The organism is Pseudomonas sp. PDM10 (assembly GCF_014852295.1).
GTDB lineage: Bacteria > Pseudomonadota > Gammaproteobacteria > Pseudomonadales > Pseudomonadaceae > Aquipseudomonas.
This window is the reverse complement of sequence record NZ_JACVBJ010000002.1, coordinates 978238-994884: the sequence shown is the minus strand read 5'-3', so window position 1 is coordinate 994884 and position 16647 is coordinate 978238. Positions and strand designations below refer to the sequence as shown.

13 protein-coding genes are annotated in these 16647 nt (G+C 58.7%); 2 read left to right on the top strand and 11 right to left on the bottom strand.

The window, feature by feature from the left end; all coding sequences use genetic code 11:
• Positions 1 to 1914, top strand: a 1914-nt coding sequence (locus IB252_RS11070; protein WP_225607367.1) for a DUF5801 repeats-in-toxin domain-containing protein, incomplete at its 5' end; no start/stop codon positions are given.
• Positions 1915 to 2037: 123 nt separating this feature from the next.
• On the opposite strand, the gene IB252_RS11065 is transcribed toward IB252_RS11070, so the two are convergent.
• The 7 genes from IB252_RS11065 to otnI all read right to left on the bottom strand — a co-directional run bounded on the left by IB252_RS11065 (position 2038) and on the right by otnI (position 11600).
• On the bottom strand, positions 2038 to 2781 hold the full coding sequence (locus tag IB252_RS11065; protein ID WP_111449920.1) for a response regulator transcription factor: 744 nt from the start codon (positions 2779 to 2781) through the stop codon (positions 2038 to 2040).
• 681 nt (positions 2782 to 3462) lie between these two features.
• Entirely contained in the window at positions 3463 to 4842 is a 1380-nt protein-coding gene (locus IB252_RS11060) for a TolC family outer membrane protein (RefSeq protein WP_192408556.1), read from the bottom strand.
• Positions 4843 to 4844: 2 nt separating this feature from the next.
• Positions 4845 to 6158 carry an HlyD family type I secretion periplasmic adaptor subunit gene (locus IB252_RS11055; RefSeq protein WP_192408554.1) on the bottom strand — a complete coding sequence of 438 codons (1314 nt, stop codon included), beginning with the start codon at positions 6156 to 6158 and terminating at the stop codon, positions 4845 to 4847.
• Positions 6139 to 7920, bottom strand: coding sequence for a type I secretion system permease/ATPase (locus tag IB252_RS11050; protein ID WP_192408552.1), 1782 nt, complete (start codon positions 7918 to 7920; stop codon positions 6139 to 6141). Before IB252_RS11050 ends, IB252_RS11055 begins: the two co-directional genes overlap by 20 nt.
• 299 nt (positions 7921 to 8219) lie before the next feature.
• Positions 8220 to 9455, bottom strand: a complete 1236-nt coding sequence (locus tag IB252_RS11045; protein ID WP_111449924.1) for a saccharopine dehydrogenase family protein — start codon at positions 9453 to 9455, stop codon at positions 8220 to 8222.
• A 27-nt stretch (positions 9456 to 9482) separates the two neighbouring features.
• Positions 9483 to 10580 carry a carboxynorspermidine decarboxylase gene (gene nspC, locus IB252_RS11040; protein WP_008157394.1) on the bottom strand — a complete coding sequence of 366 codons (1098 nt, stop codon included), beginning with the start codon at positions 10578 to 10580 and terminating at the stop codon, positions 9483 to 9485.
• A gap of 237 nt (positions 10581 to 10817) precedes the next feature.
• Entirely contained in the window at positions 10818 to 11600 is a 783-nt protein-coding gene (gene otnI / locus IB252_RS11035) for a 2-oxo-tetronate isomerase (RefSeq protein ID WP_192408550.1), read from the bottom strand.
• A gap of 407 nt (positions 11601 to 12007) precedes the next feature.
• Here otnI and IB252_RS11030 point away from each other — a divergent pair, with 407 nt between their 5' ends.
• Positions 12008 to 12655 carry an MliC family protein gene (locus IB252_RS11030; RefSeq protein ID WP_192408628.1) on the top strand — a complete coding sequence of 216 codons (648 nt, stop codon included), beginning with the start codon at positions 12008 to 12010 and terminating at the stop codon, positions 12653 to 12655.
• 262 nt (positions 12656 to 12917) lie between these two features.
• On the opposite strand, the gene IB252_RS11025 is transcribed toward IB252_RS11030, so the two are convergent.
• The 4 genes from IB252_RS11025 to IB252_RS11010 form a co-directional block, all read right to left on the bottom strand.
• The gene (locus IB252_RS11025; protein WP_225607366.1) at positions 12918 to 14060 is read right to left on the bottom strand and encodes a patatin-like phospholipase family protein; all 1143 of its coding nucleotides are present in this window, start codon (positions 14058 to 14060) and stop codon (positions 12918 to 12920) included.
• A gap of 142 nt (positions 14061 to 14202) precedes the next feature.
• Positions 14203 to 14667 carry a MaoC family dehydratase gene (locus IB252_RS11020; protein ID WP_111449927.1) on the bottom strand — a complete coding sequence of 155 codons (465 nt, stop codon included), beginning with the start codon at positions 14665 to 14667 and terminating at the stop codon, positions 14203 to 14205.
• 191 nt (positions 14668 to 14858) lie between these two features.
• On the bottom strand, positions 14859 to 15929 hold the full coding sequence (locus IB252_RS11015) for an AI-2E family transporter (protein WP_192408546.1): 1071 nt from the start codon (positions 15927 to 15929) through the stop codon (positions 14859 to 14861).
• A 78-nt stretch (positions 15930 to 16007) separates the two neighbouring features.
• Positions 16008 to 16643, bottom strand: coding sequence for a response regulator transcription factor (locus IB252_RS11010; RefSeq protein WP_008146422.1), 636 nt, complete (start codon positions 16641 to 16643; stop codon positions 16008 to 16010).
• Positions 16644 to 16647 lie beyond the last annotated feature (4 nt).

The window sequence follows — 16647 nt, the reverse complement described above, 5'->3', positions numbered from 1 at the left end:
CTGGTCACCCTGACAGCGACCATCACCGACAAGGACGGCGACAGTGCCCAAGCGACCCTCAACATCGGGCAGAACCTGGTGTTCGAGGACGATGGGCCAAGCATCAGCACCACCGGCACCGAGCCAATATTGACGGTAGACGAAACGGTGCTGACAACCGACGCCACTCAGAGCTTTACCGCCAACTTCAGCTCGGCATTTGGCGCTGATGGTGCCGGCACCCTGACCTATGCGCTGGGCATGACGGCCGGCCCTTCGGGACTGACCGACACGGCCACCGGCGAAGCGGTCAACCTGTCGCTTAACGGCGGTGTAGTCGAAGGCCGTACGGCCACCACCAACCTGCTGGTGTTCACGGTCAGCGTCGCCGCCAACGGTGACGTCACCCTCGATCAGCTGCGCGCCGTGGTGCATCCCGATGCAACCAATCCCGATGATGCGACGACGCTGTCGGCGGACAACCTGGTGACGCTGATAGGGACCGCAACCGACAAGGACGGCGACAGAGCCCAGGCGACCCTCAACATCGGCCAGAACCTGGTGTTCGAGGACGACGGCCCATCACTTGCATTCGGCAACCTGATCGGCACCGGTAGCGTCCTGCCGCAATTCGGCTTCTGGGACCATTCGGCGGGCGCCGACGGGCTGGGTGCGGCCGGTCTGGATATTTCGGTGGATAGCCAGTTCACCCTCGTCAGACCAGACAACACGACCACCACCGGGACCGCCACGCTCACCGAGCAGTCGCCCTCACCGGACGGCAGTGGCGCGTACCACTTCGCAGGGACGTTGACCGGCGATTTCGACAACAACGCCGCAACGGCGGATACCAGCGTCGACTACACGTTGACCGCCTTTGCCAATGGCAGCTATGCACTGGATCTGGTGCAGGGCTTCAGTTCAGAGATCGTGCTCAGCACTGCCGACGGCGCACTCGGTGCCGGCGGTCCGGATCCAGTGCGCACATTGTTAATTCCAGAGCAGGATCCACCGACTATTCCTTCGCCATCTGAGGAGATTGTGTTCTTTACCGCGAAGGCGCTTGCGTCGACTTCGGACATCCTGAGCGGAATCGGGCTTGGAGAACCCGACCCCACCGAAGCCACACTACAGACCAACCCCCTGCCCTCATACATCGACCCGAGGGCCATGAACGTCAGCACGTCCGGCATCGGCGTCGCCAATAACCTGTTCCAGGGAGACAGCCTGGCGGCAATCGGCGCTGCCGATGAAAGTTTCGTCGTCAATCCGGAGAGCTTGCTGACGGGCATGAGGGTCTTCATCGACAACTCCGTGGGAGGTTACAACACGGCGACCGAGGACCTGTACTACAGGGCCTTCTACGAGGATGGCACGTTCTCGAACCTCATCGAAGTGAATACCCTGACTCCGGAGGCAGGCGGACAGGTATCCTTCCTCATTGAGAGCGATGGCACGAATCTGATCGACGCTGTTCAGCTCACGATGGCCCGAGGCGAGATCAAGATCCCGACGATCCAGTTCATCCACGAGACCGAGAGCCTGGCCAGCGATGTCCAGCTGACGTTCAACGCGACGCTGACGGACAAGGATGGGGACTCGGCGACGAGCACGTTCGACGCCAATCTGTTCGCCAACGACTTGGCCGGCGCACAGTTCGACTTCACCCTGATTGGCACGGGCGGTGAGCGTGATGCCTTCAACGTCGATTTGTCAGCCGATGAGAACCAGTACCAGGTCACCGGCTTCGATGCGAACGCAAACCTGCGAGACGCCTTGGTGCTCAATGGCGACCAGAGCGCGGTTGTCCAATCGATCGACAACACCGGCGCAGACAGCATCGTGACGGTTGCCGAAACGGGCGGACAAGTCACGACCATCACCTTGGTCGGGGTCGATCTTCTGAGTAGCGACATTGTTTACGGCAGCGTCTGAGAAACGCGCGTAAAAGAATGCGAGGGTGGCGCAAACCACCCTCGCATTCTTTTGTCAGTTCCAATATTAGATCCGCATGCTCGCATCGACCCCGGCCACCTGCGGCAGACGCTCCCAAGGGTGTCAGATCGTCTTGTTCCGACGTGAAACCAAATCCAGTTCCACCCACGTGGACTCGGGTAGTTTTTCGTTGTTGGTGAGCCCGTGCTTCAGCGCATACATCAGCAAATCGATGCGGTTGATCAGATTAAGCTTTTGATAGATGTTGCTGAGGTGGTTGTGCACGGTGTGTTCACTGATGCCCAGACGCCCGGCGATGCTCATGTATTTGGCGGACGGATCCCCGACAATGGCGCGAATCAATTCCCTCTCGCGTAGCGTTAGCCGCGCCTGTTTTGCCTGCTCCAGATTGCATTTAAAGTGAATATTCCCGGCCGCGGAATAGCCGGAAAGCCCACCGGCCCAGGCCCTATCCTGTCCGGTGTCGCGGTGGTGGACCGTGATGATGGCCTGGATGATCGATTCCGTCGGGTCTTCCGCCAGCACGATACCCCGTGCACCCGCCTCTATTGCCTGGGCAACGGGGACGGCTTCGTACAGGCCCTTGAGCACCAGCACTTTCATTTCGGCGTTGCGGGTGAGTCCCGCCACGACCTCCAGTGGGTTCAGCGCATCTGGAAAGAAACTGAAAAAAATCACATTGGGACGCAACTGATCGGCAAGATCCAGCGCATTGGTATAGGTGGTGGCCTGGCCGCTCACTTCCATCTGAGGCTTCCTGGCATTGATCAAATCTTGAAGGCCCATGAGAACGAGGGGACGACAATCGATCAGCATCACGCGTATTGGTTTTCTGTGGGTCGTCATTACTCCTGACTCCCTTGAAGAATTAACTCTGACCTCCCTCCCTTGGCCTACATGGATCAGCAGCTCCCTCACCTGGCCACCGTGATCGAAGGACAGATGCGAGCGCCGACAGGCCTAATGGTGCCCACCCGGCTATTCATCCCTAGGGGACACTTCCACTGGCTTCACCGGCAGGAGTCGCGGACGTTTCCAAAAGCCGGGCAAAGCCATCGAGGCAACATAAATAGGAATAATCATCAATAGCTTGCGCATGATTGATGTGCTCCCTCGAACCGCTGAACTGAGTCTAGGCCAGCCCAGCGCGCTGCCAGCCCGCCCATCCGCCAGTCGTCGACTCAAGCCTCGTGCGGGTAGTCCGGCCGATGTCCCCAAGGGGTGTTCTCCCCCTAAGAAATCAAGGTGTTAAGCCCGCCCCCGGCGAGCGGCAACCAAACCTGATTCCGATCAAAATCGTCAATTAACCGACGAATGGTGTAGAGGCAAAAACAGAATAAACTCTGACGTCAATTTATCGGCGAAACTCGCTACGCCGAACCATGGAAATGCTCCCAATCTGGATCTCGCCGCGATTTTTTCCTTGCGGTACGTTCGGGTAACCGCAAGACTGCGGTACTCGAGTTTTTTGCGACAACGCCACGGCAACCACCACTGAACTGCTGGAGGTTATGGTTCAAATTGGCGTCAGTGGGATGTGAGGGTTTGACTGGAGCTGCCGGGACTCAACCAGGCATTAACGCTTTCGACACCCTCGGCAGGCGGCTTTCCCGCCCAGCGATTGAGGGTAAGGACATTAGTGACGAACTCGTATTGCGTCTTGAGCAAGTCACGACGCGCCCGGAATTCGTTGCGTACGCTGGTCAGTACATCGACGGCATTGACCATTCCGTAATCGAGCGCTTTCTCTGCGGCCACTCTGGACAGCTGTGCCGAGGCCAGGGCATTGCGGCTCGCACTGATCTTTTCTCCGCTCGAATTGGCGGTCAGGTAAGCGCTAGTGATCTCCTTGACCACCCGGCGCCGGATCGCTTCCAGTTCCTGCTCGGCGGTAATCTGATCCTGGTAGAGCCCACGGACCCGTGCCGAGGTCGAACCACCGCTGTACAGCGGCACCTGAACGCCTATACCGGCGACATAGCTGTCGGTGCGCGGCGCCAGGGTATTGTTGTAGCCCTCGTTGGTCTGCTGCGCGCTCAGCGTAAGGCTCAGGGTCGGATAGTGCCCGCCCTTGCCGCTGCGCAACGCAGCGCCCGCGGCTTCCACACCGCTTTCGTTGGCCTTGAGCGCCGGGTTTAGCGCTATACCCTCGCGCACCCAGGTTTCCAGGCTCTGCGCTGAAACCCGCAGTTGCACGTCATCGCGAATCCGGTTGAGCTTCTCCTTGACCGGCCGGCCGACGATCTCTGCCAGTGCCTCGCGACTGATACTGGCCTGGTTCTGGGCATCCAGTTCCTGTGCCGCCAGCAAATCTACCCGGGCCTTGAGGTCGAGCTGATCAGTAATCATTGCCAGCTGCTTTTCGTACAACGCATTGACTCGGTCCAGACTCTTTTGCGTGGTTCGACGCTCCGCCTTCACCAACTCCAGTTCATCTTCGGCCGCCAACGCGGTGAAGTAACGCTGCGCCAAGTCCACTGTGGCCTCGGCCTGGGCGTCCAGCGCTTGCGATTCGGACTGCTTGGCCAGGCTTTTGAATTTTTGGTAGTTCTCCCACGCGGTCTTGTTGTAAAGGTACTGACGCAGCACCAGGCTGTAGTTTTCGCTATCGTAACTGCGCTGCACCAGGTCGCTCTCCTGATGAATCCGATTCGTCCCGGCGTTGAGCGATACCTGCGGGAACAGCGCCCCCATAGCCTCGCGCTGATGTTCCTTGCCCGCCTGCGCTTGCGCATAGGAGGCCAATACCCGCGGATCTTCCAGTCGTGACTCACGATACAACTGCATGAGGTCGGTGGAAAACGTCGAGGCGCTGACCCCGGTCGGCGTTGCCGCAGTGGTTTGCGCCAGGGCGGCCCCCGCTCCAAGGATGAACGCACCGCCCAGCAAAACTGCCGATGCGCTCATGGTCATTCCTCGATCAACGATTGAGACATGGCATCGCGAGCCGGCTGCATCAAGTACTGCAACAACGTGCGTTGCCCGGTGATGATCAATACGTCCGCCGGCATCCCCGGCAACAACTTGCGCTCACCCAAGGTACGCGCACCGTTCTCGGTTACCCGGACCCGCGCCAGGTAATAGGCCGTCCCGGTCTTTTCGTTGGTCAGGCGGTCAGCCGATACGCTGCTGACCTCGCCTTCGATCACCGGCGTGGTCGAGCTTTTGAACGCGCCGAAACGGATATCGGCCCGCTTGCCGATGCCGATACGATCAATATCCACAGGCGCCACCTGGGCCTCTATGACCAGCTCGGAAACCGATGGAACGATATCCAGCAGCGGCGTTACCGGGCTCACGACACCACCAATGGTGTGCACGGTCATGCCAATCACCATGCCCGCGTCGGGTGCGCGGATGACGATACGGCTGAGCCGGTCTTCCAGGGACGAGGTTTTCTCTTGCAGGTCGTACATCCGGGTCTGAACCTCGGCCAGCTCCTTGACCACCTCGGTATTGAAATCCTTGTCGATTTGCAGAATCTGCAGCTGTGTTTCGTTGATCTGCAGACGAGTCTTGTTAATAGCGGAACGGTGGTCAGCCACCTCCGACCTGAGCATCCCCAGCTTGCGTTCCTGCTCGAGCAGACGTTGTTTGTCAACGAACCCTTGTTTGAGCAGGTCGGTCAATTCAACGATTTCACCGCTGTAGGATTTCTCCAGTTGGACCTTGGCAGCAATCATCGACTCCAGTCCCTTGATCTGTTGACTCAACTGGCCAACGCGCTCGCGCAACACCGAAATCTGACCCAGCCGCGAGCCCTGCCGGGCGTTGAACACCTGGGTCTCACCCTGGCGCGCCTCCACTCCTCGCAGGCTGGCGGGATCGGCTATCTCGCCAAAGCTGATGGCCGACTGTGTGTCGCGCTCGGCCCTGAGTCTTGCCTCCATGGCTCTGGTCGCGGCGAGTTGGCCTCGGGTCATCTCGTATTCGAAGCGCAACTGGGCATCATCAAGAATGATCAGCGGATCACCACGCTTGACGATGTCACCGTCATGGACCAGTACCGTTTTGACGATGCCCCCTTCAGGATGCTGGACCGTTTTGCGGTAAGTCTGCACGGTGACTACCCCCGGCGCGTAAGCGGCACCGTCGAGGGGCGCGAGCGCCGCCCAAGTGCCAAACAGGCCGAAGGTCACCCCTACAATACCAATGCCCAGGCGGCGTGCTTTACGATCAGATATCGGCAGGCCGGCGAAGCTTTCAATTTGACGACTGGGCATCGTAGGGTTCATCGGCATCGCCCTTGCTGGTTTTGACCGAAGCCATGGTGGCGCCTGCCGACATGGCTAGCTTTTGTGCCTGCTGTTTCTGCGCGAGTTCGGCGAGTACTTGCTCGCGTGGCCCATAGAGACTGATAACCCCTGCGTTCATCACCATGAGTCGGTCAAGTTGCGACACGATGTTGGTTCGGTGGGTAATGACAAACAGGGTCGCGCCGGTCTGCTTGAGCTGCTGGATGGCTGCCACCAGGGCGCGATCACCGACTTCGTCAAGATTGGAATTGGGCTCGTCGAGAATAATCAGCCGCGGGGTGCCATACAGGGCACGGGCCAGTCCGATGCGCTGGCGCTGCCCTCCCGACAGCATGAGGCCCTCGCTGCCAATGACGGTGTCGTAGCCATCGGGCAACTGCAAAATCATTTCGTGAACGCCAGCGGTCCTGGCAGCCTGAATGACTTGCGCCGAGTCGACCTCGGCGAAGCGGGCAATGTTCTCGCTGATGCTGCCTTCGAACAGTTCAATGTCCTGGGGCAAGTAACCTATATGCGGCCCAAGTTCATGTTTGTCCCACGCACTGATGTCCGCGCCATCGAGCCGGACCACGCCATGCTGCGGCACCCATACCCCCATCAGTGCCCTGGCCAGGGTGGACTTGCCTGCGGCACTGGGACCGATGATGCCGACAACGCAGCCGGCAGGTACGCTGAAACTTATGTTGTTGATGATCGGCGTTTTCGAGCCAGGTGCCGCGATGACCAGACTCTCTACCTGTACATGTCCCTGAGGCGCAGGCAATGACATACGCTCGGGCTGAGCCTGTTGTTTGTCGAGGATGTCGTTGAGACGGCGGTATTGCGAGCGGGCCGCAATAAAGCCCCTCCAACTGCCGATGATCAGATCGATGGGAGCCAATGCGCGGCCTAGCAGCACGGACCCGGCAAACACCAAGCCTGCCCCCACCTGATGATCCACGGCCAAGTACGCCCCCAGACCAAGGATCAGTGACTGCACCAGGATCCGGAAAGTCCTGGAAAGCGTGCTGATCACGGCACCTCTATCGCTCGCCTGGGCCTGCAGCAACAGGACATTTCTTTGACGATGTCCCCAACGGTCCATGAGGGTTTCAAGCATGCCCATGGACTCGATGACTTCAGCGTTGCGCAGGTTTTTGGTGGTATAGAGCGTCGCGCCAATATGTTCCTTGTTAGCCTGGGCCAGTGTCGGCCCCGTCAGCCTCTCATTGATAAACGCGAGCAATAACAGCAACAGCGCACTGCCCGTCGCTACCCAACCAAACCAGGGATGAAACATGAACATCACAGCGATATAGATAGGCAACCAGGGCGCATCGAAAAAGGCGAACAATCCAGGACCGGAGAGAAACTGCCTCAAGCCCGTCAAATCGTTGAGTGACTGGGCCGAAGCATCCATGCCGCCACTGTCCAGAGCCCGTTTGAAGCTGGCCTTATAGACTTGGCGACTCAGCAACACATCCAGCCGGGTACTGACCCGAACCATAATGCGCGAACGAACCCATTCCAAGGAGCCGAGCGTGACCACCAAGCCGGTCATGATCAGCGTCAGCATTGCCAGGGTCGTCAGACTTCCGCTGGTTATAACTCGCCCATACACTTGAAGCATATAGAAGGTAGGCACGAGCATTAGCGCGTTGATGAAAAGGCTGAAAAAGCCAACAGAAATAAAGCTGTCTCTACAGGCTTTCAACGCATTTTTCAGGCTGTTTTCAGGTGTGCTTCGCATTGAAACCCCTGCTCGAGAAGCCATCCATTGTGGAGCTTAGATCATGCCGAACCACTACGTACGGCAATCGGGCGGATCGCCTCAGGCAACGAGTATTGCCCCTGCAACAACCTGACGGTAAAGAACGCGCAAGATACCGGCGACATCGAGGCCGGGATGGATTTCAGTGGTTCCCGCCGAAACGAAAAAAGGACCCGAAGGTCCTGATTTCAATGATTTACAGAATTCAATGGAGCTCTGTAGATCCATAGCTGGAGCGGGAAACGAGACTCACCTGTATTTCGCGAGCCTCAAGCGTTTCAGCTCCACGGACGATCTCCATTTTCGTCCTTGATGCGGGTCGGCAGGCCCATCATATCCAGCGCCTTGAGGAACGGCTCAGCCGCAAGCTCCTCGACGTTGGCCATGCGCTGCACGTCCCATTCGCCACGGGCGACCAGCAAGGCTGCGGCCACGGGCGGCACGCCTGCGGTATAGGAAATGCCCTGGCTGTCAGTTTCCGCGTAAGCGTCTTCATGATCAGCCACGTTGTAGATGAACACTTCGCGCGGCTGGCCATCCTTGGTGCCCTTGACCAGGTCGCCGATGCAGGTCTTGCCGGTGTAGCCGGGCGCCAGCGAGCTCGGATCAGGCAGCACGGCCTTGACCACTTTCAGCGGCACGACTTCCAGGCCCTCGGCGGTTTTGACCGGTTGCTCGGAGAGCAGTCCAAGGTTCCTGAGTACGGTGAACACATTGATGTAGTGCTCGCCGAAGCTCATCCAGAAACGCACGTTGGGCACGTCGAGGTTCTTCGACAGCGAGTGCACTTCATCGTGGCCGGTCAGGTACAGGTTTTGCGCGCCTACGACCGGCAGGTCGTCGGTGCGTTTGACTTCGAACATCGTGTTGCTGGTCCACTGGCTGTTCTGCCAGCTCCACACTTGTCCGGTGAATTCGCGGAAGTTGATTTCCGGGTCGAAATTGGTGGCGAAATACTTGCCATGGGAACCGGCATTGACGTCGAGAATGTCGATCGAATCAATGCGGTCGAAATACTGTTGTTGCGCCAGTGCTGCATAGGCGTTGACCACACCCGGGTCGAAGCCCACGCCGAGAATGGCGGTAATGTTCTTCTCTTTGCACTCTTCGAGGTGGTTCCACTCGTAGTTGCCATACCAGGGCGGCGTCTCGCAGACTTTGCCCGGCTCTTCGTGAATGGCGGTGTCCAGATAGGCCACGCCGGTATCGATGCAGGCGCGCAGCACCGACATGTTGAGGAACGCGGAACCGACGTTGATGACGATCTGCGATCCGGTTTCGCGGATCAGCGCCTTGGTCGCTTCGACATCCAGGGCGTTCAGCGAGAAGGCCTGAATGTCGGCAGGCACTTTGAGGCTGCCCTTGGCCTTGACGCTGTCGATGATGGCCTGGCACTTGGAGATGTTGCGCGACGCGATAGCAATACGACCGAGTTCATCGTTGTGCTGCGCGCACTTGTGGGCCACCACCTTGGCGACACCTCCTGCACCAATGATAAGCACGTTCTTCTTCAATTTTTCTCTCTCTCCTTCTCTGCCAGCTTACGAAAGGCTGGACATGTAGTCGTTGTAACCAAACTCACGAACCACCTCGACTGTACCGTCGAGTTGTTTCACTACGATGGACGGCATTTTCAGGCCGTTGAACCAGTTCTTCTTGACCATGGTGTAACCCGCTGCGTCGATGAACGACAGCCGATCCCCGATAGCCAGCGGACGATCAAATTGATATTCACCGAAAATGTCTCCGGCCAGGCAGGATTTGCCGCACACCATGTACGTGTGCTCACCCTCGCTAGGCGCCAGCTTGGCATTCAGGCGATAGATCAGCAGATCGAGCATGTGCGCTTCGATGGAGCTGTCCACGACTGCCAGGTGCTTGCCGTTGTAGAGGGTGTCGAGCACGGTGACTTCCAGCGACGCGCTCTGCGTGATGGCCGCTTCGCCCGGTTCGAGGTAGACCTGCACGCCGTATTTTTGCGAGAAGGCCTTGAGACGCGCGCAGAACTCGTCCAGCGCGTAGCCTTCACCCGTGAAATGGATACCGCCACCGAGGCTGACCCACTCGACCTTGTGCAGCAAGTCGCCGAAACGTTCTTCGATGGTGCACAGCATTTGGTCGAACAGGCCGAAATCACCGTTCTCGCAGTTGTTGTGGAACATGAAACCAGAGATCTGCTCGATGACCTGCTCGATCTTCACCGGGTCCCACTCGCCCAGACGGCTGAACGGCCGCGCAGGGTCGGCCAGCAGATAATCCGAGCTGCTCACCTGCGGATTGACCCGCAGACCGCGCACCTTGCCTGCTGAAGCCTCAGTGTAGCGCTGCAACTGACCGATGGAGTTGAAGATGATCTTGTCGCAGTTTTCGAGCATCTCCTCAATCTCGTCGTCGGCCCAGGCCACGCTATAGGCATGGGTCTCGCCAGCGAACTTCTGTCGACCGAGCTTGAGCTCGTAAAGCGACGACGACGTGGTGCCGTCCATGTATTGCTGCATCAGGTCGAACACCGACCAGGTGGCGAAGCACTTGAGTGCCAGCAGGGCCTTGGCCCCGGACTGTTCGCGCACGTAGGCGATCTTCTGCATGTTCGCCAGCAGCTTTTGTTTATCGATGAGGTAGTACGGCGTTTTGATCATTTCGAGGCGCCTCCGGCAAGGCCAGCCAAAAAAGGATGCGCATTGTGCCTTCACTGGCTACATATCGAAAGAGCAGGAAGCGCTCTCCACGTGAAACGCGGCTCAATTTAAGTCCCAGGCTTCAAACAAGCCTGAGTGACGGCCTTTGTCCCCGGGCCCCGTCACATCGCCGCGCTAATGATCCGGCTACAGATTCGCTACTATGTTTGACCGTTAGCTTTACCGTCAGCTTTGCGCTTAGCGCGCCTTCCAGTCCCGCAACCATTGCAAGCCGGCAGACGTGTTGCCACGCGGCCGATATTCGCACCCTACCCAGCCGTCATAACCCAACTGGTCGATCAACTCGAACAGATAGGGATAGTTGACCTCTCCCAGGTCCGGTTCATGCCGGTCCGGCACGCCAGCGATCTGGATATGGCCGATGCCATCGAAGTCCCGACGCAGTTTGGTGGCCAGGTCGCCCTCGACGATTTGGCAGTGATAACAGTCGAACTGAACCTTCAGGTTACTGGCGCCTACTTCCTTGCAGATGGCCTGGGCCTGGTCCTGGCGGTTGAGGAAAAACCCCGGCATGTCTCGTGTATTGATCGGCTCGAGCAACACCGTGACACCTGCCTTCGCCGCTTGGGCGGTGGCGTAGGCGAGGTTTTCCAGATAAATGGCGTGATGCCGTGCGCGATCACGCTCGGACGGTAGCAGGCCGGCCATGACATGGATGCGCGTGTTGCCCAGCACGCCGGCGTACTCCAGGGCGCGATCGAAACCGCTACGAAATTCACTTTCACGGCCCGGCAACGACACCGTGCCCCGCTCGCCCGCCGCCCAATCACCGGGCGGCGCGTTGAACAGAGCCTGCGCCAGGCCGTTGTCGCTCAAGCGTTGCTTGAGTTCTTCAGCGCTGTAGTCGTAGGGGAACAGATACTCCACCGCTTCGAAACCATCGGCGGCCGCGGCGGCGAAGCGATCCAGAAACGCATGTTCCGGGTAGAGCATGCTGAGGTTGGCAGCGAAACGAGGCATGGTAGTTCCTATGGATGGCTTTTTTTGTAGGAGCCGAGCTTGCTAGCGATAGCGATCTCAAGGACGCCATCGCCGGCAAGCCGTGCTCCTACAGGTCGAGTTCGTTAAACAAACGGCCAGATCAGCAGGGTAATACAGAAACCCGCCATGTGATTCGCCGTGAGATCGAGGGTCACAATCAGCGGGCTGATGATGCCGGCGGTGGTCACCAGCGCCGAGAGCTGCTACAGAGCCGAACGCAGGCTTCGCCAGCGGCTACAAGGCATGGGTTTCTGCGCCCGGCGGTGTGGCAAGTTCTGAGCACTGACTTACACTGCGATACACCCAATGCGAACGAATGAATGTTCAACAGATCGATAGGTTCCATGGCGATCCGGGGATCACGTAATGATCTGGGTGAAGCCAACATGAAAACGGTCACGAGCCTTTTCACTTGCCTGCTCGCTGCCAGCGTTTGCGCGGCGACGAGCACCTGCGCAAATGCTGCGTCGTTCAAGACTAGCTTCGACTGCGCCACGGCAAGGGCCGCCGTCGAAAAACTGATCTGTCGCGACTCGCAACTGGCGCAGATGGACATCGAATTGACGCGTCTTTATCGCCTGGCGCTCACGGATCAACGGTCAGTACCGCGGCCAGACAAAGTCTTGATCGACCAACAGTTCTGGATCGACTCCCGTAATCAGTGTGCGTCCACGTCTGAGCCCAAGGCGTGCACGATCCGAAGTTATGCCGAGCGCGCGTACCAGCTACGCCAAGGTTCGGCCATTGTGAGAACCAAGGATCCAGACAGGCTCACCGAAGGCCCGTTGGCTTTTCGTTGTACCGGGTTTAACGCGCTAATTTCCGCCACTTTCTTTAATACGCAGCCAGGTGTCGTGTACCTGAAATGGGCGAACACCTCGATCACCCTGAGCCAGGTGCCGAGTGATTCGGGAACCCATTACACCGGCAAGGATTCCCAGGGGAACTACCGCTTCTGGCAAGACGGCAACGGGGTGATTTTCCAGAAGCCAGGTTCAGGGGCGATGAGTTGTACCGCCGAGCCGGTCAGCTGATTTCTCTGGCGCAAGTCCGAAATCAAGCTCCGCTATTCCAATATTTCAGCCGCAACACTTTTGTAACGTGGCGAGGGGATTTAGCGAAACGTCGCACCGCCCCGTTCGGCTGCGAAGCAGCCGTAAAACCTGAACGCACGATCTATCTGATGCACCGCGTTGTCTGAATTCACGACTGCTTCGCAGCCGAACGGGGCGGTGCGACGTTTCGCTAAATCCCCTCGCCACAACGGCACGCATCAGGCACAGCGCCGGCCCTCTCTCACGTACTCGGCGATTTATGCCACGGATAGCCTTTCGCGCTGAGTTCAAAGGCGTATTCGAACAAGCGCTTCATGTACTCGCCATCAAATCTGTGATTGCGGGAAATATCAAAGTCAGTGCCGATGTACGCCAGATTGAAGTCCGCGCCATCCTGCTGTGCAATTCGGTAAATTCGATCCAGATCGCTGATCCCCTGAGTCTGGATCAATGCGCTGATGGCGCGACCGCCGATGCTCAAGGTGCGACGCTTGGTTCCGGACCACTGCAGCTCCAGTTTGCCGTTGCGAATGACATAGAAATGCCGTTCATCACGCATACGCGCCCCGGTCACGCGGTTCAGCGCCATCACGGTGCCGGGTGGGTAAAGGAACACCTGCGTCAGGACGCCTCCGTCCACGTGCATTTCCTGAAACTGTTGACCGTCTACCTCCACATCGATCATGACGGGTGAAACGGCGCCGGGAATACTCATTGACGCGATCATGATGTTGCGAAACAGGTCGAGCGCGCCGGGTGCCTGGCTGGAGGCAATAGCGCCCATGTTCCAGGTGACCGGGCGTCCTGAATCAAGGTCGGTGGTGCCGATCATCAGCAGACGTCCTTTGGCGTATTCCGCCGCGATCGCCGCAAGCACCTCGGCGGTGACGTGCTGTGCAATCAGCCGCGACAGTGGCTTGCTGTGCGCCATACCATCACTGGCAAGACGGGTCAGCATATTGCGCGGATGGAAAATGTCTTTTGGACCGACTGCATTGCAGATACCCAGAATGACACCGTCGTACTGGGGCCCCAGGTAGGCAAACGGGGCGACCAGGGCGCCAGCGCTAATGCCGGTGACGACTTTGAACACGGGACGAGACCCATGCAGGGTCCATCCCGCAATGATGCCCCCCGCGAAGGTGCCGGCATCGCCGCCCCCCGAAACGGCCAACATGCTGGCCAGCGGCAGGGTGTCGTTGGGCATCCCTGCGCTGGCGAGTGCCTCGGCTTCTCGAAGGTTGGCCTGACTCACATCCCGAATGAACGGCGACAAATCCTGGTCCAGCCAGTAGCGGGCATCCGGAATGCCAGGGATGAGCGCTTTTTCGGTTAACGTTGGCGGCACCGCATCCCGGCGTTGCAGGCACGCTTGACGCAACATGTTCAGCGTTGAGGCGCTAGGTCTGAGCAGGAATGTTTTCAAAACGCCGCCTCCGGCCCCTGCAATCGACAAAGAACGCGCTCAATGTAACGGCAAGACGCCTTGCCGATCACGCACGCTCCCCACACCCATGACTACGTTCTCAATCAGGCGCCGGTCTTCTGAAGACCAGCAGTTTGCCAGTGGCTCGCTGCACGACCTTGTCGTTTTGATTGAGTGTTTCCATGAACAGGGTCACCACGCCCCGATCTGGTTTGGAGCTGGATGGTTCGATGGCCTGCACGGTGCATTGCAGGCGCAACAGATCGTCCGGGTAGGTCGGCGTCGGCCAGCTCAACTCGATGCTCAGGCCGATGATCCCGTCTGCCAACGGCACGCTTTCCACCAGCAGCTTCATGGTCAGGGCTGCGGTGTTCCAGCCACTGGCGGCCAGACCACGGAACAGGCTCAGCTCGGCGGCTTCAGGATCGAGGTGAAACGGTTGCGGGTCGAACTCCTGAGCGAAGGCCAGCATCGACGCTCGATGGACACGCAGGCTGTCGCTTTCGAACTGCTGACCCAGGCTCAGGTCATCGAGGTAGAGTTTTTCCCAGGAATGGATGGTCATGATTCAACCTCTTCAGGCGTAGCTGATGTCGCTGAGCTCGCGAAAGAGTTCCCAGGGCGCTGATCGCTCGGTAGATGATGATTCTGTGCAGTCATGGTGGCAGCCCTGCTCGTCAGGGCGAGTGGCCTGAACACCTTTTATGCTAGCGCAAGCCCGGGCAGTCATAACGTCGGCGGGACGTCCGGTCTGTTCTACGGCTGATCCTCCACCCATTGCCAGAACAACTGATAGCCGACCGCAAGCACCACCGGGCCGATGAACAGACCGAGGATACCGCTGGTGACCATGCCGCCCAAGGCTCCGATCAGCACCACCGGCATTGGCACATCGACACCGCGCCCCAGCAGCAAAGGCTTGAGTACGTTATCCACCAGGCCGGCAACGAACACATAGATGGCAAAAACAATGCTCGCCGTACTGGCCCCTTCGGTGGCGAACACATACACAATCACGGGCACTGTAATCAGCGTCGCCGGTAATTGCATGATGCCGAGCAGCAGCACCGCCAAGGCAAGCAGCCCGGCGCCGGGAACGCCCTTGACCACGAAACCGAGGCCGACCAGCAGCATCTGGATGAAGGCGATGCCGACGACCCCCAGCGCCACCGCACGAATCGTAGCGGTACACAGTTCGGCAATTTTCGGTCCTTTGCCCGGACCGCTGATGCGGGACGCGATCTGTATCGCACTGCGCGTGCCGCTCTCGCCATAAGCCATGAAAATGCCGGCGATGATCAACGCACAGATAAAGGTGAGGAACCCCATGCCGACGCCAGCGAGTCTGCCCAGAAAGCCGATGCTGAACTGCTTGATCTGCGGCAGGTACTTCGCTGTCAACTCGGGAAGATCGGTTGAGGCCTGCAGCCATATGGCAGAGATAGGCTTGCCCACTAAAGGCCAGGCAGCAACTGAATCGACGGGCGGCGGAATATGGAAGTTGCCGTCCTTGACGATGGTCCTGGCCTGATCGATCGAATCAACCAGGGAGGTGCCCAGCAGATAGACGGGCACCATGAGAACAACGATGGAGAAAAGCACGATCAGCGTCGCAATGAGCCCGTCTTTGTGGCCCAGCGGCCCCCGGAGCCGCTGTTGCAGCGGGTAAAGGGTGATCGCCATAATCAGTGACCACAGCATGAGGTCGCGGAACGGGCTGAAGATCTGAAAGCAGAACAGCACCAGTACGGTAATCAACCCCGCACGGATCAAAACATCGAGCAGATTGCGTGTGAACGCCTTCTCGGAGCTGGATGTGGGCACCATTGCTGCCTCCTTGCAGATCGCTGCAGAGGGATGGGATCGGTAAGCCCAGCATAGACGCCAAATGGAACACGCGAGCAATCACCGCAGCTTCAGCGGATCAACCAGTTCAGCGGCGATGGCCATGCCCACCAGGTCCGGCAAGGTATTGGCCTGCATGCGTTTCATCACCCGCGAGCGATAAAGGTCGACGGTTTTTGCGCTCACGCCCAGTTGTTCAGCGATTTCACGGGTGGTGTAACCCTGGACCAGCGGCAGCAAGACATCGCGCTCCCGTGGGGTCAGTGTCAGCAAGCGTGCCTGCAAGGCTTCGTGACCCTGATTGCCCGAGCGGTTTGCTGCGCAGTTACTGAGCGCCTGTTGCACGCTGTCCAGCAGTAATTGCTCGTTGTAGGGCTTCTCGATGAAGTCATGGGCGCCCGCCTTAAATGCGCGAACCACGATCGGCACGTCCGCGTGCCCGCTGACGAAAATGATCGGCAGGTTCAGCTCACGTGCACGCATTTCTTCCTGCACGTTCAAACCGCCCATGCCGGGCATGCGAACATCGAGCAGCACGCAGGCATCGAGCGTGGCATCACAGGCATTGAGAAACTCCACGCCACTGGTAAACGGCAAGGCCTTGAGGCCGACCGACTCCAATAACCAGACCGTTGAATCGAGCATGCCTTGATCGTCGTCGACCACATACACCACGTGCTCCGTCACACCTGCCATTACG

Coding starts and splice junctions, on each gene's coding strand:
- IB252_RS11065 (WP_111449920.1), bottom strand. CDS start 2,781: ATGACGACCCACAGAAAACCAATACGCGTGATGCTGATCGATTGTCGT.
- IB252_RS11060 (WP_192408556.1), bottom strand. CDS start 4,842: ATGAGCGCATCGGCAGTTTTGCTGGGCGGTGCGTTCATCCTTGGAGCG.
- IB252_RS11055 (WP_192408554.1), bottom strand. CDS start 6,158: ATGCCCAGTCGTCAAATTGAAAGCTTCGCCGGCCTGCCGATATCTGAT.
- IB252_RS11050 (WP_192408552.1), bottom strand. CDS start 7,920: ATGCGAAGCACACCTGAAAACAGCCTGAAAAATGCGTTGAAAGCCTGT.
- nspC (WP_008157394.1), bottom strand. CDS start 10,580: ATGATCAAAACGCCGTACTACCTCATCGATAAACAAAAGCTGCTGGCG.
- otnI (WP_192408550.1), bottom strand. CDS start 11,600: ATGCCTCGTTTCGCTGCCAACCTCAGCATGCTCTACCCGGAACATGCG.
- IB252_RS11030 (WP_192408628.1), top strand. CDS start 12,008: ATGAAAACGGTCACGAGCCTTTTCACTTGCCTGCTCGCTGCCAGCGTT.
- IB252_RS11025 (WP_225607366.1), bottom strand. CDS start 14,060: ATGTTGCGTCAAGCGTGCCTGCAACGCCGGGATGCGGTGCCGCCAACG.
- IB252_RS11020 (WP_111449927.1), bottom strand. CDS start 14,667: ATGACCATCCATTCCTGGGAAAAACTCTACCTCGATGACCTGAGCCTG.
- IB252_RS11015 (WP_192408546.1), bottom strand. CDS start 15,929: ATGGTGCCCACATCCAGCTCCGAGAAGGCGTTCACACGCAATCTGCTC.
- IB252_RS11010 (WP_008146422.1), bottom strand. CDS start 16,643: ATGGCAGGTGTGACGGAGCACGTGGTGTATGTGGTCGACGACGATCAA.